This is a genomic window from Microbacterium kribbense (assembly GCF_039537285.1).
Taxonomy (GTDB): domain Bacteria; phylum Actinomycetota; class Actinomycetes; order Actinomycetales; family Microbacteriaceae; genus Microbacterium; species Microbacterium kribbense.
The window spans coordinates 105,835-128,558 of record NZ_BAABAF010000010.1; the positions used below are offsets into that span (position 1 = coordinate 105,835).

25 protein-coding genes and 1 pseudogene are annotated in these 22,724 nt (G+C 71.2%); 14 read left to right on the forward strand and 12 right to left on the reverse strand.

The annotated features are described in order from the left end of the window. The first annotated feature begins 26 nt into the window (after nt 1–26). The gene (locus tag ABD705_RS14745) at nt 27–1,592 is read left to right on the forward strand and encodes a glycosyltransferase family 39 protein (RefSeq protein ID WP_344784930.1); all 1,566 of its coding nucleotides are present in this window, start codon (nt 27–29) and stop codon (nt 1,590–1,592) included. On the opposite strand, the gene ABD705_RS14750 is transcribed toward ABD705_RS14745, so the two are convergent. From ABD705_RS14750 to ABD705_RS14760, 3 genes are all read right to left on the reverse strand, one after another. Then, nucleotides 1,573–1,737 carry a LuxR C-terminal-related transcriptional regulator gene (locus tag ABD705_RS14750; protein WP_425562092.1) on the reverse strand — a complete coding sequence of 55 codons (165 nt, stop codon included), beginning with the start codon at nt 1,735–1,737 and terminating at the stop codon, nt 1,573–1,575. The two genes, ABD705_RS14745 and ABD705_RS14750, sit on opposite strands and share 20 nt — an antisense overlap. A gap of 84 nt (nt 1,738–1,821) precedes the next feature. Continuing rightward, nucleotides 1,822–2,814 carry a pseudouridine synthase gene (locus ABD705_RS14755; protein WP_344784932.1) on the reverse strand — a complete coding sequence of 331 codons (993 nt, stop codon included), beginning with the start codon at nt 2,812–2,814 and terminating at the stop codon, nt 1,822–1,824. A 53-nt stretch (nt 2,815–2,867) separates the two neighbouring features. Then, a complete protein-coding gene (locus tag ABD705_RS14760; RefSeq protein WP_344784934.1) occupies nt 2,868–3,206 on the reverse strand; it encodes a hypothetical protein in 339 nt (112 codons plus the stop codon). A gap of 147 nt (nt 3,207–3,353) precedes the next feature. On the opposite strand from ABD705_RS14760, the gene ABD705_RS14765 reads away from it, so the two are divergent. After that, the gene (locus ABD705_RS14765; RefSeq protein WP_344784936.1) at nt 3,354–3,716 is read left to right on the forward strand and encodes a VOC family protein; all 363 of its coding nucleotides are present in this window, start codon (nt 3,354–3,356) and stop codon (nt 3,714–3,716) included. A 21-nt stretch (nt 3,717–3,737) separates the two neighbouring features. On the opposite strand, the gene ABD705_RS14770 is transcribed toward ABD705_RS14765, so the two are convergent. Then, nucleotides 3,738–5,069, reverse strand: coding sequence for a flavin monoamine oxidase family protein (locus ABD705_RS14770; RefSeq protein WP_344784938.1), 1,332 nt, complete (start codon nt 5,067–5,069; stop codon nt 3,738–3,740). A 71-nt stretch (nt 5,070–5,140) separates the two neighbouring features. On the opposite strand from ABD705_RS14770, the gene ABD705_RS14775 reads away from it, so the two are divergent. The 5 genes from ABD705_RS14775 (at nt 5,141) to ABD705_RS14795 (ending at nt 8,592) form a co-directional block, all read left to right on the forward strand. Next, a complete protein-coding gene (locus ABD705_RS14775) occupies nt 5,141–7,030 on the forward strand; it encodes a PEP/pyruvate-binding domain-containing protein (RefSeq protein WP_344784940.1) in 1,890 nt (629 codons plus the stop codon). Nucleotides 7,031–7,123: 93 nt separating this feature from the next. After that, nucleotides 7,124–7,444 (forward strand): ArsR/SmtB family transcription factor, encoded by a 321-nt coding sequence (locus ABD705_RS14780; protein ID WP_344784942.1) that lies wholly within the window; start codon nt 7,124–7,126, stop codon nt 7,442–7,444. Next, nucleotides 7,441–7,872, forward strand: a complete 432-nt coding sequence (locus ABD705_RS14785; protein WP_344784944.1) for an SRPBCC family protein — start codon at nt 7,441–7,443, stop codon at nt 7,870–7,872. The genes ABD705_RS14780 and ABD705_RS14785 overlap by 4 nt, the downstream gene beginning before the upstream one ends. Then, nucleotides 7,869–8,228 carry a YciI family protein gene (locus ABD705_RS14790; RefSeq protein ID WP_344784946.1) on the forward strand — a complete coding sequence of 120 codons (360 nt, stop codon included), beginning with the start codon at nt 7,869–7,871 and terminating at the stop codon, nt 8,226–8,228. Before ABD705_RS14785 ends, ABD705_RS14790 begins: the two co-directional genes overlap by 4 nt. A gap of 22 nt (nt 8,229–8,250) precedes the next feature. Further along, nucleotides 8,251–8,592 (forward strand): DUF2200 domain-containing protein, encoded by a 342-nt coding sequence (locus tag ABD705_RS14795; protein WP_344784948.1) that lies wholly within the window; start codon nt 8,251–8,253, stop codon nt 8,590–8,592. A 13-nt stretch (nt 8,593–8,605) separates the two neighbouring features. Here the strand turns inward: ABD705_RS14795 and ABD705_RS14800 are convergent, their stop codons facing one another. The 4 genes from ABD705_RS14800 to arsB all read right to left on the reverse strand — a co-directional run bounded on the left by ABD705_RS14800 (nt 8,606) and on the right by arsB (nt 11,486). Further along, nucleotides 8,606–8,857, reverse strand: coding sequence for an HAD hydrolase family protein (locus tag ABD705_RS14800; RefSeq protein ID WP_344784950.1), 252 nt, complete (start codon nt 8,855–8,857; stop codon nt 8,606–8,608). 62 nt (nt 8,858–8,919) lie between these two features. Continuing rightward, nucleotides 8,920–9,321 carry an arsenate reductase ArsC gene (locus ABD705_RS14805; RefSeq protein WP_344784952.1) on the reverse strand — a complete coding sequence of 134 codons (402 nt, stop codon included), beginning with the start codon at nt 9,319–9,321 and terminating at the stop codon, nt 8,920–8,922. A 24-nt stretch (nt 9,322–9,345) separates the two neighbouring features. Next, nucleotides 9,346–10,335, reverse strand: a complete 990-nt coding sequence (locus ABD705_RS14810) for a metalloregulator ArsR/SmtB family transcription factor (RefSeq protein WP_344784954.1) — start codon at nt 10,333–10,335, stop codon at nt 9,346–9,348. Further along, nucleotides 10,332–11,486, reverse strand: a complete 1,155-nt coding sequence (gene arsB, locus ABD705_RS14815) for an ACR3 family arsenite efflux transporter (RefSeq protein WP_344784956.1) — start codon at nt 11,484–11,486, stop codon at nt 10,332–10,334. Before arsB ends, ABD705_RS14810 begins: the two co-directional genes overlap by 4 nt. A gap of 122 nt (nt 11,487–11,608) precedes the next feature. On the opposite strand from arsB, the gene ABD705_RS14820 reads away from it, so the two are divergent. From ABD705_RS14820 to ABD705_RS14845, 6 genes are all read left to right on the forward strand, one after another. Continuing rightward, nucleotides 11,609–12,823 (forward strand): MFS transporter, encoded by a 1,215-nt coding sequence (locus tag ABD705_RS14820; protein WP_344784958.1) that lies wholly within the window; start codon nt 11,609–11,611, stop codon nt 12,821–12,823. A 44-nt stretch (nt 12,824–12,867) separates the two neighbouring features. Then, complete coding sequence (locus ABD705_RS14825; protein ID WP_344784960.1) at nt 12,868–13,197, forward strand: metal-sensitive transcriptional regulator; 330 nt, start codon at nt 12,868–12,870, stop codon at nt 13,195–13,197. A gap of 44 nt (nt 13,198–13,241) precedes the next feature. Continuing rightward, nucleotides 13,242–13,472, forward strand: a complete 231-nt coding sequence (locus ABD705_RS14830; RefSeq protein WP_344784962.1) for a heavy-metal-associated domain-containing protein — start codon at nt 13,242–13,244, stop codon at nt 13,470–13,472. 51 nt (nt 13,473–13,523) lie between these two features. Further along, a complete protein-coding gene (locus ABD705_RS14835) occupies nt 13,524–15,800 on the forward strand; it encodes a heavy metal translocating P-type ATPase (protein WP_344784964.1) in 2,277 nt (758 codons plus the stop codon). Nucleotides 15,801–15,923: 123 nt separating this feature from the next. Further along, nucleotides 15,924–17,495 (forward strand): HD domain-containing phosphohydrolase, encoded by a 1,572-nt coding sequence (locus ABD705_RS14840; RefSeq protein WP_344784966.1) that lies wholly within the window; start codon nt 15,924–15,926, stop codon nt 17,493–17,495. 110 nt (nt 17,496–17,605) lie between these two features. Next, nucleotides 17,606–17,944: a cupin domain-containing protein gene (locus ABD705_RS14845; RefSeq protein ID WP_344784968.1), complete on the forward strand. Its 339-nt coding sequence runs from the start codon at nt 17,606–17,608 to the stop codon at nt 17,942–17,944. Nucleotides 17,945–18,253: 309 nt separating this feature from the next. Here the strand turns inward: ABD705_RS14845 and ABD705_RS16135 are convergent. From ABD705_RS16135 to ABD705_RS14865, 4 genes and pseudogenes are all read right to left on the reverse strand, one after another. Next, nucleotides 18,254–18,553, reverse strand: a pseudogene (locus ABD705_RS16135) (DUF6596 domain-containing protein); the annotation flags it as partial. Between the two features lie 81 nt (nt 18,554–18,634). After that, complete coding sequence (msrA, locus tag ABD705_RS14855; protein ID WP_344784972.1) at nt 18,635–19,189, reverse strand: peptide-methionine (S)-S-oxide reductase MsrA; 555 nt, start codon at nt 19,187–19,189, stop codon at nt 18,635–18,637. Continuing rightward, nucleotides 19,186–19,683, reverse strand: coding sequence for a peptide-methionine (R)-S-oxide reductase MsrB (gene msrB / locus ABD705_RS14860; protein ID WP_344784974.1), 498 nt, complete (start codon nt 19,681–19,683; stop codon nt 19,186–19,188). Before msrB ends, msrA begins: the two co-directional genes overlap by 4 nt. 111 nt (nt 19,684–19,794) lie before the next feature. Further along, the gene (locus ABD705_RS14865; protein WP_344784976.1) at nt 19,795–20,697 is read right to left on the reverse strand and encodes an NADP-dependent oxidoreductase; all 903 of its coding nucleotides are present in this window, start codon (nt 20,695–20,697) and stop codon (nt 19,795–19,797) included. A 412-nt stretch (nt 20,698–21,109) separates the two neighbouring features. On the opposite strand from ABD705_RS14865, the gene ABD705_RS14870 reads away from it, so the two are divergent. Continuing rightward, entirely contained in the window at nt 21,110–22,141 is a 1,032-nt protein-coding gene (locus tag ABD705_RS14870) for a PQQ-dependent sugar dehydrogenase (protein WP_344784978.1), read from the forward strand. The last annotated feature ends 583 nt before the right edge of the window (nt 22,142–22,724 follow it).

Here is a 22,724-nt window from a genome sequence, read left to right on the forward strand (position 1 = left end):
CGCGCCCCCGGACCCGGGATCCGCCCATGCTGCTGCAGACCGCCCCCGCCCCGGCGCGCCGGCCGCAGTCGCCCGCGCCCGCGCGGCGCCCGGAATGGCTGCTGCCGCTCGGGTTCGGTCTGGTCGCGACGGTGCTGGCCGCGGCGGGGTCGTGGATCCCCTCGCTGTGGGGCGACGAGGCGGCGAGCCTGCTGTCGGCGACCCGGCCGCTGCCGTCGCTGTTCGCGATGCTCGGGCACGTCGATGCCGTGCACGGCACCTATTACCTGGGCCTGCATGCCTGGGTCGCGGTGTTCGGCACCTCCCCGTTCGCGCTGCGGTTCCCGACCGCGCTCGCCGCGGGTCTGTGCACGGCGGCCGTCGTACTGATCGCCCGCAGGCTCGGCACCCGCACGACCGCCATCTCGGCGGGAGTGGTCTGCGCGCTGTTGCCGCGGATGACGTACGCCGGCGAAGAGGCGCGGTCGTACGCGTTCAGCGCGGCGATCGCCGCGTGGCTGACGCTCGTGCTGATCGAGCTGCTGCTGCGCCGGCGCCCCGGGTGGATGCTGCGCCTGGCGTATCCGGTGCTGCTGGCCCTGGGCGTCTACACATTCCTGTATCTCGGGCTGATGATCCTCGCGCACGGGGTGCTGCTGCTGTGCACGCGTCCGGGCCGGCGATTCGTGCGCCGCTGGGCGATCTCGTGTGCGGCCGCCCTCGCCGTGGCGACGCCGGTCATCTTCTGGGCCATCACCGAGCGGCATCAGGTGGCGTACCTGGCCTGGACGTCACAGGTCGACGTGCAGTCGGTGCTGGTGTCGATGTGGTTCGGCGACGCCGGCTTCGCCACGGTGGCGTGGATGCTGGTGATCGTCGCCCTGGCCGGGGCCATCGTGCAGCGGGGTCGGCGCCGGGCGCAGCCGGGCGGCACCGCACGCGGCAGTGTCCGGCGCGCGCCGGCGCTGGAGCTGGTCGCGGCGTGCTGGCTGATCGTGCCGGCGACGCTGCTGATCGCGCCCAGTGCGCTGCTGGCCGACTTCACGGCCCGCTACCTGACCTTCTGCGCGCCGGCCGCCGGCATCCTGATCACCTGCGGCGTCGTCCGGGTGGCGGCGCTCCTGGCCCGAGCGGGGCGGTCGCGGACGGTGGCGACGATCGCCCTGACCGCGTGCGTGGCGGCGGTGGCCGTGCCCGCCTATGCCGCCGAGCGCACGCCGTACGCCAAGAACAACAGCGACTGGGCCGAGATCTCGGCGACGATGGCCGCGTACGCACGGCCCGGCGACGGGGTCGTCTTCGACGCCTCGGTCGGGCCGTCCAAGCGCCCGCGGCTGGCGATGCACACCTACCCGGCCGGGTTCCGCGGGCTCGACGATGTGCTGCTGCACACGCCGTACACGCGCAGTGCGACCTGGATGGACACGAGCTTCTCGGTGCCGCAGGCCGCAGCGCGGCACCGGCTGATCGGCATCACGCGGGTCTGGCTGATCGAGTACGCGACCGGTGCGCACACCGACCGCTGGGGTCTGTCCGACCTGCAGCATCTCGGCTTCGTGGCCAAGGCGGACTTCCGCACGCACCGCGGCGAGATCATCGAGCTGACCCGCTGAGCCGCTGAGCCGCTGAGCCGCCGCGGTGCGCGATGATCACGGCGTGCACCCGGTCGCGGGCGCCGATCTTGGCCAGCACGCGGCCGACATGCGTCTTGACGGTGGATTCGCTCAGAACAGGCGCTGCGCGATCTCGCCGTGGCACAGTCCCTCCGCGATCGCCAGGAACACCTCGCGCTCGCGGTCGGTCAGGTCCTCCAACAGCACGCCGACCTCGGTCAGCGGCACTTCAGAAGGGTGCCGGTACGGCGCCGAGGGGGCCGTCGGTCTCACAGCGCGGTGCCGTCTCGCTGCGGCGCGGCATCTCGCTGCGCAGGGGCAGGGTGCGGATGCTGGTGAACCGGCGCGGCGCACCGTCGACCGGGTCGGTGAACCACAGCTCGGCCGCCAGCAGCTGCAGCGGCGTGCTGAAATCGTGCAGCGAGACATCCTGCACATCCGGATACAGCGGGTCGCCGACGATCGGGATGCCCAGGTCGCGCATGTGCACGCGCAGCTGATGCGTGCGACCGGTGCGCGGGGTCAGCCGGTAGACGGCCTGCTCGCCCCGGACGGTCTCGAGCTCGATCAGCGATTCCGCGTTGGGCGGGGCATCCGCCACCACCTCGGCCTGCAGCCGGCCGCGCTGCTTGACCAGGTGGTCGCGCACGACCAGCGGCAGCTCCAGGTCGGGCCGGAACGGCGCCAGGGCGCGGTAGGCCTTGCCGACCTCGCGGCGTTCGAACATCGACTGATAGGGCCCGCGCCAGCGCTTCTCGGCAGCGAGCATGACCAGCCCCGACGTCACCCGGTCGAGTCGGTGCGTCGGCGAGAGCTCGGGCAGGCCCAGGTCGGCACGCAGACGCACCACGACGCTCTGCTGCACGTGCTCGCCACGCGGGATCGTGGACAGGAACGGCGGCTTGTCGATCACGACGATGCGCTCGTCACGATAGACGACGTGGATGGGCCCGGGCACGAAGACCTCGTCGGGCAGATCCCGATGGAACCACACGAACGTCTGCGGCCGGTACGGGTCATGGCCGCCGGCGGCGCGGCCGTCCTGGTAGACGAAGCGTCCCTGGGCCAGCAGCGCGGCCACGTCCACCCGAGCGCCGAACCGGCTGTGCAGCCACGCGCCGATGGTCGGCCAGGGCGGCGGCTGCCCGCGGTCCGGATCCGGGGTGCGCGCCCACGCGGCATCCAGCCCCAGCCGCTGCGGCAACGGGGAACGAGGGGGCATGCTCCGATCGTACGGGTCCGCGCCGGACCCGGTCGGACCGCGTCACGCCGGGTTCAGGGTGCGGGCGTCGCGTCGCCGAATTCGCGCATGATCTCGGTCATCGTGCGGGCCACGCACGCCGAGTCGCAGCGGTCGGCGAGATACCCCGCGCCGCAGCCGTAGAGCTCGGAGAGGGTGGCCTGCAGCTGCCCGCTGACCTGGATCTGCGCACCGTGCTCGTCGGCGACGCCCTGACGGGTGCGCTCGGCGCTGACGAACCGCTGCACGGCGCCGACCATGGTGTGCGCCATTTCGTCGGCGTCGCGACGCCCGGCCAGGAAGTCCGGGCCGATCTGGAGCACCGGCGCCATCGCCTCGTGCATCCGTCGCGTCTGCCCATCCAGCTCGGTCACACCGGCCATCTCGCACCACCGTCCCTGCTTTCATTGTGCACCCGCCCGGTGCGCGTCGGGCCGGCGCCCGGGATCCCGCCCCACCGGCGCGCAGAACTGGGACGATGAAGTCGGATCGCACACGCGGCCACAGCACGAGGGAGCGACATGACCGAGCAGCAGCCGCAGGTGAAGATGATCGTCCTGTCCACGGACGACATCGAGGAGTCGATCAAGTTCTATACCGAGACGCTGGGCTTTCCGCTGAAGTTCCGCGACGGCTCGCATTTCGCCGCGCTGGACGGCGGCACCGTGACCCTTGCGCTGGCCACGCCGCTGGATCACCCGATCCCCGGCCAGGTCGTGGTGGGCATCAAGACCGATGACGTCGACGGTGCCGCGAAGGCGATCGACGAGGCCGGCGGCGGCATCGCCAAGGGCCCGTACAACGACGCCCACGAGCGCCGCGCCGTCGTCTACGACAGCCAGGGCAACGGGCTCGTGCTGTACACGTCGCTGCCGCCGCGCTGATCCGGCAGCGGGCCGTGTCTGTCAGCGAAGCGGCCGGGTCAGGTCGCTGAACGGCAGTGCGCGGCCGAGGATGGCCTCGGCCGCACGGTGGCCCGAGCGCAGCGCGGCCGTGACCGTCGCGGGGTCGTCGCCCCAGGTGGCCTCGCCGGCCAGGTGCAGCACGCCGCCGATCGGGGTGGCGATCAGGTCGTGCCCGGCGGCGTCGGCGCCCGGCTTCAGGTAGGCGTAGGAGCCGTGCGAGAACGGGTCGTCCTGCCAATCGGTGATCAGCACCTGGGTCGGCTCCTCGACGCGGTCGCCGTACAGGCCGCGCAGCCCGTCGAGCACCGAGGCGACGACACGGTCGGCGGGCCACTCGCGGGTCGCGATGGCGCTCGGCCCGGCGGCGAAGGTCAGCAGCGTGGGCACGCCGTCCAGCGGAGTCAGGTCGTACCAGGAGTGCCACCACAGCCCGGCCTCGCCCTGCCGCCGGATCGCGTAGACCCCGGCATCCCAGAACCTGGTCGGGAACCGCAGGAACACCTTCTCGAAGTCGTTCATCTGCAGGCCCGCGACGGCGCCGGCGACCGGTTCGGGCAGCGCCGGCTCGAACGCGAGGTCGCCGGACTGCAGCACGCCGATCGGCACCGTGACGACGGCGCGGGCGGCGGTGAACTGGCCCAGGCCGCAGCACACCGTGACGCCGTCGGCGGTCCACTGCACGCGCTGCACGACGTGGTTCAGCCGGATGTCGAGACCCTGCGCGAGATGCGTCGCGAGCTGGTCGTACCCGTCGGGGAAGACGACCTCGTCGCCGGCCACGGTGTCGTCGTCGAGGCCGTGCGCGGCCAGGCCTTCGGCCGACACGCCGTACTGCTCTTCGGAGCGGTGCCGCAAGAACTCCCGCACGCGCTCGGCGCGATCGGCGTCCCAGCCGAGGGCGGCCAGGGCCGTCTCGATCATCTGCTGGTAGGTGTCACCGGGTGCGGATGCCGCGACCGCGGTGGCCAGGCGCCCCTCCGCTGCGCGGACGTCGTCGGCGAATCGGCGCACCGCGTCGTCGCCCAGTCGCTCACCGGTCGGGCCGTAATAGGCGATCGGGCGCCCGTCGGGCTGGTAGCTGCCGACCGTGTGCTCGATCGTGCGCATGCCGAAGCCGCGCACCACCTCGGTCAGCGGATTGCCGTCGACGCCATGGATCCACGACGCGCCCCGGTCGGCCGTGAAGCCGCCGGTGCGCTGCGTCCAGGTGCGCCCGCCGAGGCGATCGCGCGCCTCCAGCACGACCACGCGCTGCCCGCCCGCAGCCAGCAGCCGCGCCGCGGTCAGCCCGGAGACGCCGGCGCCGACGACGACGGCATCGAAATCGCTCATCCGGTCAGCGTACCGAGCCCGCGAGACGACTACCGTGGGGAACTACTCCTGTGCTCACCGAGGTGGACGCCATGACACGCACCGTCGCACCACTGCAGGCCTTCGGCGCGGCCGACATCGCACAGGTCGGCGGCAAGGCCGCCAATCTCGGCGAACTGCTCCGCGCCGGCCTGCCGGTGCCGCCCGGGTTCGTCGTCACGACCGGCGCCTACGCCCACGTCGCCCGCCGGGCCGGACTCGACGACCTGCTGGGCGCTGCCGACGGCGAGGCCGACGGCGACGCCGACCCGGCCGCACTGCGTGCCGCGATCGATCACGCCGGCATCGACGCCGACGCGCGCGCGGCGATCGTCGCCGCCTACGAACGGCTCGGGGCCGACACCCCCGTCGCGGTGCGCTCCAGCGCCACCGCCGAAGACCTGCCCGGGGCGGCGTTCGCGGGGCAGCAGGACACCTACCTGAACGTCGTCGGCGCCACCGCCGTGGTGGATGCGGTGCGCCGATGCTGGGCGTCGCTGTGGACCGACCGCGCCGTCGCCTACCGGGCGGCGCATGCGATCGACCAGGCACAGGTGCGGATCGCCGTCGTGGTGCAGGCGATGGTGGATGCCGAGGTCGCCGGCGTCATGTTCACCGCCGACCCGGTCAGCGGTGCGCGCGACCAGATCGTCATCGACGCCGCGGCGGGCCTCGGCGAGGCGGTCGTGTCGGGCCGGGTCACCCCCGACCACTACGTGCTCGACGCCCGGGGGCGGACCCGGTCGTTCACGCCCGGGCGCGACGAAGTCGTGATCCGCCCTGCGGCCGGCGGCGGCGTGGCCGAGCACTCCGGCGACCGCCGGTCCGCTCCCCTGCTGGGCGGCGACCGGCTGGCCGAGCTCGCCGCCCACGCCGGCACGATCGCCGCGCACTTCGGCCGGCCGCAGGACATCGAGTGGGCGATCACCGACGACTCGAACCGGGCGCTGGCGGAGCTGGCCGCGCAGGTGCGCGCCGATCCCGCGCTGCGCGCGTGCGTGCTCGGACGCACGCCGGCCGAGGTGTGGGATGACGTGCGCACCGATGACCGATACCGCGGCTTCCGCACGGATCTCACCTCCTACCTGACCGAGTTCGGACGCCGCGAGACGACCTCGCCGCTGCTGATCTCGGCACCGACCCTGGCGGAGTCGCCGGACGTCGTGATCGGCATGGTGCAGGCTGCCGCCGAGCGGCCGCTCGCCCCCGCGGCATCCGCGCCCTCGGCGGCGGCGCTCGAGCAGCTGCTCGCACATCCGTGGCTGCGCGGCGCGCGCCGGCAGCACCGCATCCGCGCCTGGGTGCGCGCCGCGCAGGACGGCGTCGCGTTCCGCGAAGACACCCACTTCTACTTCACCGCGGCGCTGCCGACGCTGCGCCGATCGATCCTCGAGATCGGCCGCCGTCTGCATGCGGTCGGGCTGCTCGATGCGGCGGAGGACGTGCTCCACCTGCGGCTCGAAGAGATCGCGACGATCGCCGACCCGGCCACCGTCCTGCCGCAGCAGGCAGCGCTGCTGCGGCAGCTCGTCGCCCAGCGCGCGGCGAAGCGCGCGCAGCTGGCCGGCATCCCGCTGATCGATGCGGCGCGGGTGTTCCCGGCATCCGGCGGCGCCGACGACGCCCTGGTCACGGGCACACCGGCCGGTGCCGGCATCGCCACGGGCCCGGCCCGCATCATCCGCGACGCTGCCGACTTCGACCGGCTGCAACCGGGCGACGTGCTGGTGTGTCCGGCCACGAACCCGGCCTGGACGCCGCTGTTCCAGCGCGCGGTCGCCGTCGTGGTCGACAGCGGGGCCGCGGTGTCGCATGCCGCGATCGTCGCCCGCGAATACGGTCTGCCGGCGGTGATGGGCACCGGAACGGGAACGGCCGTGCTCACCGACGGCGAGCTGATCACGGTGGACGGCGCTCGCGGCCGCGTCACCCGTGCCGCGTGACAGCACTGCAGCCGTCGCCACCGCCGACGGCGACCGATCGGGCGCGCACACAGACCCTTGACACGTGACCTTCTAGTCACTTATCATTCTCGCGTGAACGACGACGACCGGATCTTCAAGGCGCTCGCGGACCCCACCCGGCGGGGCATCCTCGACGCGCTCTTCGCACGGGACGGCCAGTCGCTCACCGAGCTCGAGGCGGTCGCGCCCGACATGACGCGGTTCGGCGTGATGAAGCACGTCAAGCTGCTGGTCGACGCGGGCCTTGTCGTGACACGCCGGGACGGGCGGCGCACGCTGCATCATCTGAACCCGGTGCCGATCCGACTGATCCACGACCGGTGGATCAGCCGTTATGTGGAAAGACAGGCCGCCGCTCTGGCCGACCTGACGCAGCGATTGGAGTCATCATGACCGATGAACTCGTCTTCGAGACGTACATCAAGGCGACGCCGGAACGGGTGTGGGAGGCGATCACGACCACCGAGTTCCGACGGCAGTACTTCTTCGGCAGCACGATCGAGGGCGACCTGCGGGTCGGCGGCCATGTGCTGTCGCACTCCCCCACCGGGCAGCTGTGGGGCGACTACGAGATCTTCGTGTGCGACCCGCCGCACACCCTCTCACACGGGTGGCGCAGCCTCTACGACGACGAGCTCGCCGCCGAGCCCGAGAGCCGCGTGACCTGGACGATCGAGCCGCAAGACGGCGACTATGTGAAGCTCACCGTCGTGCACGACCGGCTCGGCGGCTCGCCCAAGACCGCCGAGAAGATCCGCGGCTGGACGTTCGTCCTCAGCGGGCTGAAGTCGGTGCTCGAGACCGGGAGCGGACTGAGATGATGCGCTTCGACGAGCTCGTGCTCGTCCGGCTCATCCCGGTGCCGGGGCGCGCCGAGCTCACCCGCGACGAAGAGCTGCGCCTCCAGGACGCGCACCTCGCGCACCTGCACGACCTGTGGCAGCGCGGGGTCCTGATCGCGGCGGGCCCGGTCGACGAGGCCGACAGCGACGTCGTGGGCATCTCGGTGATGACCTGCCCGATCGAGCAGGCGCGGATGCTGTCGGCCGCAGATCCCGGCGCGCAGGCGGGCCGGTTCACCGCCGAGCTGACGGTGTGGCGGGTGCCGGCCGACATGCTGGTCGGCGGGGCGGGCATCCCGCCGCGCAGCGTCGCCGAGGTGCTCGGCACCGCGTGAGGCGCCGACCTATGCTGGTCGCATGAGCAGACTCTTCACCATGAGCGTCGCCCGGGTGTATCCGCTGTATCTCGCGAAGGTCCAGAAGAAGGGGCGCACCCAGGCCGAGCTCGACGAGGTGATGACGTGGTTCACCGGGTTCGACGCCGACGAGCTGAAGGCGCGGGTGGATGCCGGCACGACGTTCGAGGAGTTCTTCGCCGAGGCCCCGCTGACCGCCGATGCCGACCGGATCACCGGGGTCGTGTGCGGCGTGCGCGTGGAGAACATCGAGGACCCGCTGCTGCAGAAGATCCGCTGCCTGGACAAGGTCGTCGACGAGCTGGCCAAGGGCTGGTCGCTGGAGAAGATCCGGCGGGCGTGAGGCCGGCCGCCGCTCAGCCGACTGCGGGGCGGCGCGCGAGCAGCCGCGCGAGGACGGTCACGACGCCGGCATCGGCATGCGAAGGGGCCAGGTAGCGCGCGGCGGCCCGGATGTCGGGGTGCGCGTTGTCCATCGCGAACGACCAGTCCGCGGCATCCATCATCTGCAGATCGATGACCCGGTCGACGGTGGCGCGGTCGATGCCGGAGGCGGAGACGACCCGCCCCTCGTGCACGACGATCGTGCCTGGGCGCCGCGGCCGCACGCCGTCAAATCGGGGCGGCGGTGCCCGTCGCACGGCCGGGCGCACCGGCGCCGACCCGGGCCTCAGAGCAGGTCGGCGACCAGAGCCGTGATGCGGTCGCGGATCTCGTCGCGGATGCCCCGCACCGCGTCGATGCCCTGGCCGGCCGGGTCGTCGAGCACCCAGTCCTCGTACCGCTTGCCGGGGAAGACCGGGCAGGCGTCGCCACAGCCCATCGTGATGACGACGTCGGATGCCCGGACCGTCTCGGTCGTGAGGATCTTCGGCGCCTCGGCACCGATGTCGATGCCGACCTCGGCCATGGCCGAGACGGCGACGGGGTTGATCCGGTCGGCGGGCAGCGACCCGGCGGACCGGACCTCGATGCGCTCCCCCGCGATCTCGCGCAGGAAGCCGGCGGCCATCTGGGATCGGCCCGCGTTGTGCACGCAGACGAACAGGACGGAGGGCGGCGCGGTGGTCATGGTGGCTCCAGAGGTGCTCGGTGGTCAGGTCAGCAGGTCGTCGACAAGGGCGCGCACGCGCACGGCGATGTCGTCTCGGATGGCTTCGGCACCGTCCCGAGAGGCGAGGGCGGGATCGCCGACGGCCCAGTCTTCGTAGCGCACACCGGGGACGATCGGGCAGACGTCGCCGCAGCCCATCGTGATGACGACGTCGGCGGCGCGGACGGCGTCGTCGGTGAGGGGCTTCGGAAAGCGCTGCGCCGCGGCATCCCCGTCGATCTCGGCCAGCAGCGCCGCCACGTGCGGGTGGATGCCGGCGGCGGGGTTCGATCCCGCGGACCGGGCGACGATGCGGCCTGCGGCGAGCCGGTCGACGAGGGCGGCGGCCAGCTGCGAGCGGCCGGCGTTGGCGACGCACACGAACAGCACCTGGGGCGGTGCCGTCGCGCGGTCGCGGGCGCGGTCGCTCAGCCGCTGCCGGGCGAAGCGCTCGGTGCGCGCAAGGAGCGCCCCGGTCATCCCCGCCGACCGGGCCAGCGCGGTGCACGACTCGCGGACGGTCGCGAACACGGCGCGCTCGCCGGGGTCGGGAAGCTCGCCGGTCAGCTGCGCGGCGAGGCAGGTGACACGGGCATCCAGATCGGCGTCGAGGGCGTCGTCGACCGCCGGTTCGTCGCCGGCGACGTCGAGCGTCGCGAACGAGTCGAGCAGCGCCGTGACGGCGGCCCGGCGGTTCGGGATGATGCGGTACCAGACCCAGGTGCCGCGGCGCTGGGAGGTGAGCACGCCGACGTCCTTGAGCACTTTCAGGTGGTGCGAGACGGTGGGCTGGGTGACGTCGGCGAGTGTGGCGAGATCGCACACGCACGACTCGCCGCGGGGATCGACCGCGACGGCGGAGAGGATCCGGACGCGCAGCGGGTCGGCGAGCGCCTTCAGCATCGCGGCCACGGATGCCGCGGCGTCGTGCCCGATGGCATGTGCGGCGGCGGGACCGGGCCGCTCGGCCGTGGCGGTCTGCGCCGCGGTCATGCCGACGACCCCTCGGCGCGGGCGCGCTCGGCCCGATACGCATCGGCCGGGAGCGGCACGGGCTCCGGCGGGCCCGCCTGGTACGGGTCGGTGCCGAACCAGGCCCGTGCGGCCCAGAGCGAGACATAGACCAGCCCCACGAGCACCGGCACCTCGATCAGCGGGCCGACGACACCGGCCAGGGCCTGCCCCGAGGTGGCCCCGAAGGTGCCGATGGCCACCGCGATGGCGAGTTCGAAATTGTTGCCGGCGGCCGTGAAGGCCAGCGTCGTCGAGCGCGCATAGCCGAGGCGAAGGAGCTTGCCGGCGGCGATGCCGACGAACCACATCACCAGGAAATACACCAGCAGCGGTACGGCGATGCGCGCGACATCCCACGGCCGCGAGGTCACCTGCCGGCCCTGCAGCGCGAACAGCAGCACGATCGTGAACAGCAGGCCATACAGGGCCCACGGGCCGATCCGGGGCAGGAAGACTCCCTCGTACCAGCCGCGTCCCCTGCGGCGTTCGCCGATCAATCGCGACGCGAAGCCGGCGACCAGCGGAACGCCGAGGAAGATCAGCACATTGAGCGCGATCTGCCCGACCGAGACCTGCAGCCCGGCCGTATCCAGTGCCAGCCAGCCCGGCAGGACGCTGAGATAGAACCAGCCGAGGAGCGCGAAGGCGACGACCTGGAAGACGGAGTTGATCGCCACGAGCACGGCCACCGCTTCGCGATCACCGCACGAGAGATCGTTCCAGATCACCACCATGGCGATGCAGCGGGCGAGGCCGACGATGATGAGGCCGGTGCGGTAGTCCGGCAGGTCGGGCAGGAACACCCAGGCGAGGGTGAACATCACGGCGGGGCCGACGATCCAATTGAGCAGGATCGACGAGACCAACAGCTTCTTGTCGCCGGTGACGGCGGCGACCTTCTCGTACCGGACCTTCGCCAGCACGGGGTACATCATGACGAGAAGCCCGAGCGCGATCGGCAGCGAGATCCCGCCGACGTCGAGATGGGCCAGGAGGATGGAGACGCCCGGGACGAACCGGCCGAGCAGCAGTCCGCCGGCCATCGCCAGGCCGATCCACAGCGGGAGCCATCTGTCCAGCGAGGAGAGGCGGCGCGGCCCTGCGCTGGCCAGCTCGACTTGTATAGACACGCGTCTATATTGTCAGAGATCGAGGCCGGCCACATCACCAGTGCCAGAATGGTCGGGCGCGCAGGCCGTGCACGCGGGCCGATGAGAGCATCCATGACACAGCGTCCGATGACAGGCATCCGATGACCGACCAGGCCGCGCCGCGCCTGAGCGCCTGGCGGTTCGTCGTCGCGTTCGGCGTCGTGAGCCTGCTGTCGGACTTCGTCTACGAGGGCGCGCGGTCGATCACCGGGCCGCTGCTGGCGCACTTCGGTGCGACTGCCCTGGTCGTCGGCGTCGTGACCGGGGTCGGCGAGGCCGCGGCGCTCGTGCTGCGCCTCGTGTCCGGCCCCCTGGCCGATCGCAGCCGCCGCTTCTGGTCCTGGGTGATCGCCGGCTATGCGCTGACCGTGGTCAGCGTGCCGACCCTCGGTCTGTCCGGAACGCTGTGGGTGGCCGCCACCCTGGTGATCGCCGAACGCGTCGGCAAAGCCGTGCGCTCCCCCGCCAAAGACGCCCTGCTGTCCTACGCGACCGCGGCCACCGGACGTGGCCGCGGTTTCGCCGTGCAGGAGGCGCTCGACCAGATCGGCGCGATCATCGGCCCGCTCGTGGTGGCGGCGATGCTCGTGCTCACCGGCGGGGACTACGGGCCGTCGCTGGCCGTGCTCGCGATACCGGGGGTCGCCGCCCTGGCGCTGCTGGTCTGGCTGCGCGCGCGGGTGCCCACGCCGCGCGACTTCGAACGCGCGCAGCCGAGCCCGCACGGGTCCGCTCGCGGCGTGCGGCCGGGCCTGCGCCGCCTGCCGCCGGCGTTCTGGGCGTACTCGGGTTTCACCGCGCTCACGATGGCCGGGTTCGCCACCTTCGGCGTGCTCTCCTTCCACATGGTCGACCGCGGCATCCTGCCGGCGGCGGCCGTGCCCCTGCTGTACGCCGGCGTGATGGCCATCGACGCCGTGGCCGCGCTGGGCACCGGTGGGGCGTACGACCGGTTCGGCCCGCGCACGCTGCTGGTGCTGCCGGTCTTCGCCGCGGCCGTGCCGCTGTTCGCGTTCACCGATGCGCTCGCCCTGGTCATCGTCGGCGCGCTGCTGTGGGGCGCGGCGCTGGGCATCCAGGAGTCCACGCTGCGGGCGACGGTCGCCGACCTGGTGCCGGCGGATCGCCGCGGCACGGCCTACGGCGTCTATGCGGCCATCGTCGGCGTGGCGACCGCGATCGGCGGCGCGCTGGCCGGAGCCCTGTACGGCGTGTCGATCCCCGCGCTCGTGATCGTGACGCTGGCCGTGCAGGCCCTCGCCGTGACGGCGGCCGCTGTCCTGCTGCGGCGCGCGCGGCCCCGTCGATACCCGTAGGGGGTACTTGTGACCTATACCCCCTATGGGTATATGATCGAGGCATGGAGACCACGGCACCGCTCGTCGACGAGCACGTCAACCATGCCTACACCGCCAACAAAGACGCCCTGCTCAAGCGCCTCGGCCGAATAGAGGGCCAGGTGCGCGGGGTGAGCCGCATGGTAGATGACGAGAAGTACTGCATCGACATCCTCACCCAGATCTCAGCCATCAACGCCGCCCTGCACAAGGTCAGCCTCGGTCTGCTCGAAGACCACGTCGAGCACTGCGTCGTCGACGCCGCCGCCCACTCGGCGGCCACCGGCGACCGGTCGATAGTGGCCGAGAAGGTCGACGAAGTGACCACCGCCATCGGCCGGCTGCTGCGCTAGCCATCCCGACCATTCCCACCCGACAACCCCTCAAGGAGAACTCCATGGACCACAACGACATCACCCTGAAGATCGACGGCATGACCTGCGGCCACTGCGTCTCATCGGTCACCGAAGAGCTGTCCGCCGTGCCCGGCGTCAGCAACGTCGAGGTCGCACTGTCTGCCGGCGGCACGTCGACGGCCACCGTCACCGCCGACGCCCCGGTCGAGAACTCGGTTCTCGAGGCCGCCGTGACCGAGGCCGGCTACACGCTGGTCTCAGTGGGTGCCTGAGCCAGACCGATTGAGCGGCCCACCTGGTGGGCCCGGAGCAGAGACGGAATCATGACCAACGAGATCACGCTGCCTGCGGCTGAGCGCATCGTCGAACTGGACATCCAGGGCATGACCTGCGCGTCGTGCGTCGCCCGGGTCGAACGCAAGCTCGGCAAGATCGAGGGCGTCGAGGCGCTGGTGAACCTGCCGCTGGAGTCGGCGCGCGTCACCGTCCCCACCGGCGTCACCGACGGTCAGCTCATCTCGACAGTGGAGGCGGCCGGCTACCAGGCGCGGGTGAAGGTCGACACGTACGCCCCCGTCGTCGAAGCCCCCGCCGAGCCGGAGCAGGCCGCGACCCGGCCGCGCACCGACCACGCCACCGGGCACGGCGGCGGCAGCCTGAAGATCCGCCTGATCGTGGCGGCGATCTTCACAGTGCCGCTGTTCGTCATCTCGATGATCCCCGCCGCGCAGTTCCCGCACTGGGGCTGGGTGGCACTGGTGCTGGCGACCCCCGTGACGTTCTGGTCGGCGTGGCCGTTCCACCGTGCCGCTGCGGTCAACGCACGCCACCTCGCCTCGACGATGGACACGCTGGTGTCGATCGGCGTGCTGGCCGCCTATTTCTTCTCCCTCTGGCAGCTGATCAAAGACCCGGGCGTCACGGCTCACGTCGGCATGGCGATGACCGACCATGCGCTGTACTTCGAGACCGCCGGGGTCGTCGCGACCTTCCTGCTGCTGGGCCGCTACCTCGAGGCGCGCGCCAAGTCGCGCGCCGGTGACGCGCTGAAGACCCTGCTGGATCTGGGCGCGAAAGAAGCCGTCGTGCTGCGCGACGGCGTCGAGGTGAAGATCCCCGCCGCCGATCTGGTGCCCGGCGATGAGTTCGTCGCCCGCCCCGGCGAGAAGATCGCCACCGACGGCTACGTCGTGTCCGGCCATTCCGCCGTCGACACGGCCCTGATCACCGGCGAGTCGGTGCCGGTCGAGGTCGGGCCCGACGACACCGTGATCGGCGCGACGATCAACACCTCGGGCCGGCTGCTGGTGCGCGCGACCCGGGTCGGCAAAGACACCACGCTCGCGCAGATGGGCCGGCTGGTCTCGGCGGCGCAGACCGGCAAGGCGCCGATCGCGCGGCTCGCCGACCGGATCTCGGCGGTCTTCGTGCCGATCGTGCTGGTGATCGCCATGCTCACCTTCGGACTGTGGATGCTCGTGACCGGCGACATCAATTCGGCTTTCACCGCGTCGGTCGCGGTGCTGGTGATCGCCTGCCCGTGTGCGCTGGGGCTGGCCACCCCGATCGGGCTGCTGGTGGGCACCGGGCGCGGCGCCCAGCTGGGCATCCTGATCCGCGGCCCGCAGGTGCTCGAAGACACCCGCAAGATCGACACCGTGCTGCTGGACAAGACCGGCACCATCACCGAGGGCACCCTCGCGGTCACCTCGGTCAGCCCGGCCGCAGGCTTCGACCGGAGCGAGCTGCTGGGGTGGGCCGGCGCCGCCGAGTCGGGCTCTGAACACCCGATCGCCGCGGCGATCGTCACCGCGGCGCGCGCCGAAGGCGCGGTCGACGAGGCGTCCTCGTTCACGTCGGCCCCCGGCGGCGGCGTGCGCGCCGCGGTCGGCGCCCGCACCGTGGTCGTCGGTCGCGCCGGCTGGCTGACCGAGAACGGCGTCACGCTGACCGAGGCGCACCTGACCGACCTGGCCACGGCGCAGCAGGGCGGCACCACCTCGATCATGGTCGCCGTCGACGGCGCGTTCGCGGGGCTGATCAATCTGACCGACACCGTCAAGCAATCGTCGGCGGGTGCCATCGCCGAGTTGAAGCGGCTCGGGCTGCGCCCGGTGCTGCTCACCGGCGACAACACCGCGGTCGCCCGGCAGGTCGCCGCGACCGTCGGCATCGCGGCCGAGGATGTCTACGCCGACGTGCTGCCCGAGGGCAAGGTGCAGACGGTCCGCGATCTGCAGGCCCGGGGCCGCGTGGTCGCCATGGTCGGCGACGGAGTCAACGATGCGCCGGCCCTCGCGCAGGCCGATCTCGGCGTCGCGATGGGCTCGGGCACCGACGTCGCCATCGAAGCGGCGGATCTGACGATCATGGGCAACGACCTGCACCAGGTGGTGCAGTCCATCGAGCTGTCCCGCAAGACACTCGGCACCATCAAGACGAACCTGTTCTGGGCGTTCCTGTACAACACGATCGGCATCCCGATCGCCGCCCTCGGACTGTTGAACCCGATGATCGCCGGTGCCGCGATGGCCGCTAGCTCGGTGCTGGTGGTGGCCAACTCGCTGCGCCTGCGCGGCTTCGGCAGGGTGGCCCGCTAGATCGCGCCCCGCAGGCTCACCCGCCAGGGGTACCCGCGGCTGAGGATCTGCGTCCGCTGGGACTCTGACGGCCTCGTGACGCCGCCGATTGTGGAGCAGACGCCGACGGTTCACAATCAGAGCATGCGCGATTCTGCGCCCGAGGCAGGCCGGCCCTGCCGGGCGGAAGTGCTGGCGGCGCTGTCCGTGTCGATCGATCTCGGCCTCGGGCAGCCCGCGCAGCACATGCTCCACTCCGCCGGGATCGCGTGCCGGCTCGCGGAGCGGCTGGGCCTGTCCGAGCAGCAGCGCGGCACCGTCTACTACACGACCCTGCTGATGTGGATCGGCTGTCACGCCGATTCGCAAGAATACGCGCGCTGGTTCGGAGACGACATCGCGGTGCGCGAAGCCGCCTACCTCGTGGACTGGTCGGGTCTGCCCTACCTGACGTTCTTGGTGCGCCACGTCGCCCACGGCGAAGCACCCGCGCACCGCGCCAAGGTGCTTGCCGAGCTGTTCCGCGATGCGCGCGGTCAGCTTCGACAGCTGCTGCACTCGCATTGCAGCTCGGCAGCCGTGCTCGCCCGGCATTTCGGGCTGCCCGACAGCGTGCAGCGAAACCTGGCCTTCACCTTCGAACGCTACGACGGCGGCGGGCTCCCGAGCGGATGCGGCGGCGAAGCGATTCCGATCGAGATGCGCATCGCCCAACTCGCTGACACGGGCGAGGTGCATCACCGCCGGTACGGCGTCGACGGCGCCGTCGCGATGGCCACCGACCGGCGCGGCGGGCAGTTCGATCCATCGGTCGTGGATGCGTTCACCTCCGACGCCGAAGCGATCCTCACCGAGCCGGACGGCGGCGACCTGTGGTCGACGACGATCCGGCTGGCCCCCGATGACGGCGAGCCGGTCGGCGCGGCAGAGCTCGACACGCTGCTCGCCGCCCTCGGCGACTTCGCCGACCTGAAGTGCCCGTTCATGCTGGGCCACTCACACGGCGTGGCCGAACTGGCCGAGTCGGCCGGGCAGGCTGCCGGCCTGAACGGCGCCGAGTGCGCGACGCTGCGGCGTGCCGGTCTGCTGCACGACATCGGGCGCCTCGGCGTGTCCAACCAGGTGTGGTCCCAACCGGGTCCGCTGTCCGCCGACGATTGGGAACGCGCCCGCATGCACCCCTACCTGGGCGCGCGCGTGGTGTCCCGCATCCCCGGTCTCGCCGCCGAGGCAGCCCTGGTCCGGGCGCATCATGAGCGCCCGGACGGATCCGGTTACCCGTTCGGTGCCGCCGGTGCGGCACTCGGGCGCTCCGAGCGCCTGCTGGCCGCCGCGGTCGCCTACCGGTCCGCGACCGAACCGCGCCCGTACCGTGCCGCGCTCACGCCCGCGCAGGCCGTCGAGCGGATGAACGAGCGAGTGCGAGCGGGGCACCTCGATCCGGATGCCGCAGCCGCGGTCTCCTCCGTCGCGGGATACCGGCGGTCCAGGCCGCCGCTGCCCGCGGGCCTGACCCGCCGCGAAGCCGAGATCCTCACTCAGGTGGCGCGCGGCCTGTCCAACCGGCAGATCGCGCACGCCCTGACGCTCAGCGAGAAGACCGTGCGAAACCACATCGAGCACACCTATACGAAGGTGGGTGTCAACAACCGAGTGGGGGCAAGTCTGTACGCACTCAGCCATGGGCTGGCCGATCCGGTCCTCGAGCACGGCTGAACACGACATCGGGAAATTGAGGCCGATGCCTCATGCGCCGCGCGTCCGCGCGGCGCATGGTGGGCAGTGGGTCACCGCAGGGTGGCGTTGCCAACAATCGGAGGTATCCCATGAGCACCACGACGAAGCCCAGCTTCGATGCACCCGACAGCACCATGGACATGGTGGAGAAGATGACGGCCGCGATCGTCGACGTGGGCGGGGTGAAACTCATGCGCGTCACCGCCCAACCCGGCTGGAGGTGGTCGGTCCACTCCAAGCCGGTCCAGAAGACGGACAGCTGTCAGGTCGACCACGTGCTGTACGTGGTGTCCGGGCAGTTGGCGACGAAGACCGACGACGGCACCGAGACCGACTATGCCGCCGGCGACGTGGCTCATGTCGCGCCCGGACACGATGGCTGGACGATCGGCGACGAGCCCGCGGTCTGGATCGAGATCCCCCACTAGGTCGTCGTCGAACCGGCTGCGCCGGCAGGGCCGGCGGACCGCATCTCGGCGATCCGCCGCCGCAGGAAGCGGCGCTCCGGCTCGGAGGGGGCGAGTTCGAGCGCGCGCAGGTAGTGGGGCAGCGCGTCGGCGAAGCGGCCGGCCGAAGTCCGTCGCCGGGGCGCTCGGCGCGGTCGCATGCTGCGCGGCGATCTGCGCCTGCAGCTGGTAGGCGCCGGTCTCGCGGCCGAGCCGCCCACGCCGGTTCTCGGCCGACGCGAGCACGGCGACGCCCTCGGCGATGGCCGTGTGGTCCCATCGCCGCCGATCCTGGTCCTCGAGCAGCACGAGGTCACCGTCCTGGTCGATCCGGGAGCTCGCGCGCGACTGCTGGAACAGCTCGAGTGCGAGCAGTCCGAGCACTTCCGGCAGTTCTGCGGAGTCGCCCATCAGGGTGGTCATCAGGCGGGTGAGCCGGATCGCCTCGTCGGCGAGCGCCACGCGCACGAGTTCGGCACCGCCTCCGGACGAGTACCCCTCCGTGAACAGCAGGTAGAGCACGCTGAGCACACCGCGGGTGCGCTCGGGCAGCAGCTCGGCGGGCGGCACTCGAGACGAGCGGGAGGACACCGTCGATCGGCGCCGTTCCCGCCCAGCCGTGGGGGCGCGCCCTCACCTCGGTGATGAACGCGCCCCCACGGTGTTCCGTCGTTACGCGACGTTCGCCGCGCGCTCCGGCAGCACCCAGCCCGCCCGCGGGAAGTGGCACGTGTAGCCGTTCGGGTAGGTGATCAGATAGTCCTGATGCTCGGGTTCGGCCTCCCAGAACGGACCGGCCGGCTCGATCGCCGTGACCGCCTTGCCGGGCCACAGGCCCGAGGCATCCACGTCCGCGATCGTGTCGCGCGCGACCTTCTCCTGCTCCGGGGTCAGCGGGAAGATCGCCGACCGGTAGCTGCTGCCGATGTCGTTGCCCTGCTGGTTCAGCGTCGACGGGTCGTGGATCTGGAAGAAGAACGCCAGGATGTCACGGTAGGTCGTCCGTGCCGGATCGAAGACGATCTCGAGAGCCTCCGCGTGGCCGGGGTGGTTGCGGTACGTCGCGTGATCGTTGTCACCGCCGGTGTACCCAACGCGGGTGTTCAGAATGCCGGGCTGCCGGCGGATCAGATCTTCCATGCCCCAGAAGCATCCACCGGCCAGAACGGCCGTCTCGGTGCCCGGCCGGCGGGTGATCTGTCCGGTGTCTTCAGTTCCGCTGGTCATAGTGCGTGCTCCTCAGTGTGGGTGATGTCGGTCGTCGCGGTGGTGTCGGCCGTCTCGAACAGCGCCCGGTACTCACCGTAGCCCTGCTCCTCGAGCTCGGTCCGAGCCACGAACCGCAGCGACGCGGAGTTCATGCAGTACCGCTGGCCTCCGGCGTCGATGGGCCCGTCGTCGAACAGGTGGCCGAGGTGGCTGTCCGCTCCGGTGGACCGTACTTCCGTGCGGGTCATCCACAGTTCGGTGTCCGTCTCGGTGCGCACGGCGTCCGCCGCGATCGGCCGGGTGAAACTCGGCCATCCCGTGCCGCTGTCGTACTTGTCGGTCGACGAGAACAGGGGCTGGCCCGAGACCACGTCGACGTAGATCCCGGATTCATGGTTGTCCCAGTACTGATTGTGGAACGCGGGCTCGGTCCCGTCCTCCTGAGTGACGCGGTACTGGCTTTCGGTGAGGCGGCTCAGCGCCTCGGGAGTTCTGCTGTAGTCGTATGACACGGTGTCTCCTTGTTCTGACGTCGCTGGCTGCGGCGTCACTTCTAGCAACGGTGTGGCGGGTCGTTTTGGTCCCGGCTGCCTGGGCGTCCGCTGTGACTTCGACGTCCTGGTCTACGACCGCATCCGGATGATGATCTTGCCCGTACGCCGCTGGGTCGGGGTGAGGGCGGCGATGGCGCCGTCGAGGGGCGCGATGTCGCCGATGTTCGTGCGCAGCCGTCCGTCCCGCACCCGCCGGACGATCTCGCTCAGGCCGGCAGGATCGGCTTCGACGACGAAGTCGACGGTCCGGCCGTCTGCCGGCCGCACCGGGGTCGGCCCGGTGACGGTCACCAGGGTTCCGCCGGCCCGGATCAGTGCCGCCGACCGTTGTTGGATCGCGCCGCCGATGACGTCGAACACCAGGTCGACCCCGCCGACGTCTTCGAGGGTGTCACTGTCGAGGTCGACGAACTCATGCGCGCCGAACTCGAGTGCCTTCTGCCGGTCGGCGGCCCGTCCGGTGCCGATGACGTATGCCCCGGCCTCACGCGCCAGCTGCGTGACCATGGTCCCCACCGCGCCGGCGGCGCCGTGCGCCAGGACGGTCTGGCCCGACTGCAGGCCCCCGTGCGGGAACAGGCCCTGCCACGCGGTCAGGCCCGAGATCGGCAGGCTCGCCCCCACTGTGAAGTCGACGTCGCCGGGCAGCGGCGCGAGGTTGCGGGCCTCGATCGCGACATATTCCGCAAGAGATCCGTCACGGTGCCAGTCCGAGACGCCGAGCACCCGCTGTCCCACCGACAGCCCGGTCGTGCCGTAGCCGAGCGCGGTGACCACTCCGGCCAGCTCATGTCCGAGGATCGATGGGGTGCGGTCGCGGCCGGCGCGATCGACCCACGTCGACGGCCACGCACCCTCATCCGGCACGAACCCCGAGGCATGGACCTCGACGATCACGTCGTTGATCGCCGCGGACGGCTCGGGCCGCTCGGTCAGCGTCATCCCGGCCGTTCCCGCGGCCTGGTCCGTCACCACTATCGCTTTCATCTGCACACCTCTCGTCTCATGGTGATCCCGTGCTTCAGGGGTCAGAACCGGCAGGACCGCCTGCCCAGACACGAGTCAACCACTCGGACGTGTGCCGTGGGAGACCCTCTGAGCAACTCCTTCACGGCGGTGCCGGTCGCGCTGCGGCGGCTGCCCGCCGGCATCCTGATCCGGATGACCGCCACACAGGGGCTTCGCCAAGGAGGGGGTCTCCCTTGTGCGGGTAATCGCACGTAGCGTTGTCACTGTCTACAGGGAGGACAACGCAGATGACGACGATCGCCCTCATCGCTCGCACTCCAGCGCATCTTGGCCGCCGCGGCGCTGAGAACGATCCGCTGCAGGCGTCATGAGTCGTCGACGGCCCATCTTCATCCTCACGGCCGCGGTGCTCTCGATGGTCGCCGTCGCCGGGTGTTCGCCGACTCCCGGCCAGGCGGGGCCCGGCGCTGCGGGCGAGTCTCGCCCTCTCCCGACCGCAGAGTTCGAGGTGCTGGCCTCCGGTCTTGATGCGCCCTGGTCCATCACGTTCCATGGGCAGACGCCATTGATCAGCGAGCGCGACTCCGCCCGCATCCTCGAGATCACCGACACCGGCCACACCCGTGAGGTCGCCGTTATCGACGGTGTCACGGCTGTGGGTGAGGGCGGCCTGCTGGGGATCGCCAGCCACGACGAGTACCTGTACGTGTATTCCATGTCGGATCGTGAGAACCGCATCGAACGGTTCGCGCTTTCGGGCGAGCCGGGAGCTCTCGCGCTCGGGGCGGGCGAGGTGATCCTCGATGGCATCGCTGCGGCGAGCTATCACAACGGCGGCCGGATCGCTTTCGGACCTGACGGAATGCTCTACGCCACCGTCGGCGACGCGGGAAACCCGGCGAGCGCGCAGGATCTCGAATCGCTGTCCGGGAAGATCTTGCGTCTGACGCCGGAAGGCGGGGTTCCGCAGGACAATCCCTTCGAAGGGTCCCTGGTTTACAGTTACGGGCATCGCAACCCGCAAGGCATCGCGTGGGATGCCGCCGGAGTCATGTACGCCAGCGAGTTCGGGCAGAACACGTGGGACGAACTCAACGTGATCGAGGCCGGCGGCAATTACGGCTGGCCAGAGGTCGAGGGCAGCGCGGGGCGCGACGGGTTCGTCGACCCCGTGCAGCAGTGGAAGCCCGCTGACGCAAGCCCCAGCGGCATCGCGATCACCAGCGAGACGATCCATATCGCGAACCTGCGCGGTGCGCGCCTGCGCGATGTGCCACTGGCAGATCTCGGCCAGTCGAGTGAACGCTTCACCGGCGAGCTGGGACGACTGCGCGATGTCACCGTGGCACCGGATGGTTCACTGTGGATGCTCACGAACAACACCGACGGCCGCGGCGACCCCCGCCCCGACGACGACCGCGTCCTCCGCATCGACCCGTCCGCCTGACCCGTCGAGTCCCCCAGCGTGGTGCACAGCGTCAACGACAGGGTCGTGCGGTTCACTGCCGGCGCGGAGTCGATCGACGTCACGATCGGTGAACAGCCCACACCGGCGACGGAGCGCGTCAGAATCCGCCGACCGCGTCGCCGTCATCGGCAGCGGCCGCGGGGCGACCTGTTCATCGCCGCGCGGGCAGTCGACGAGTACCAGCTGCGCAGCTTCCCCGCCGCAGCTGGGGCCGGTCGCCGGCTGGTGCCGACCGGTGCGCGCCTCGAACTCGTCGGCGCCGAACGGATCGGGCCCGGCGAGCTCACGATCTGCCCGCGGGAGCCGTGTGACGCGCCGGGAAGAACACCCGGACCGGAAGGAGCAACCCGGCCAGCGACAGCACGATGAACACCACCTGGTGGACGTGGTCTGTGCCCGGCGGCAGCCCCACGACCAGGTGCACGGCCCAGAAGACCGGGTAGAACCACAGTGCGAACCACGCTGTGTTCCGTCAAGTGGATGTCGGCCGTTTGAGCGGTAAGAATCCGGCCATTGTGGCGGGGTTTCCGGCCGTGTGAGCGGGGTTCAGGCCATGAGGGCG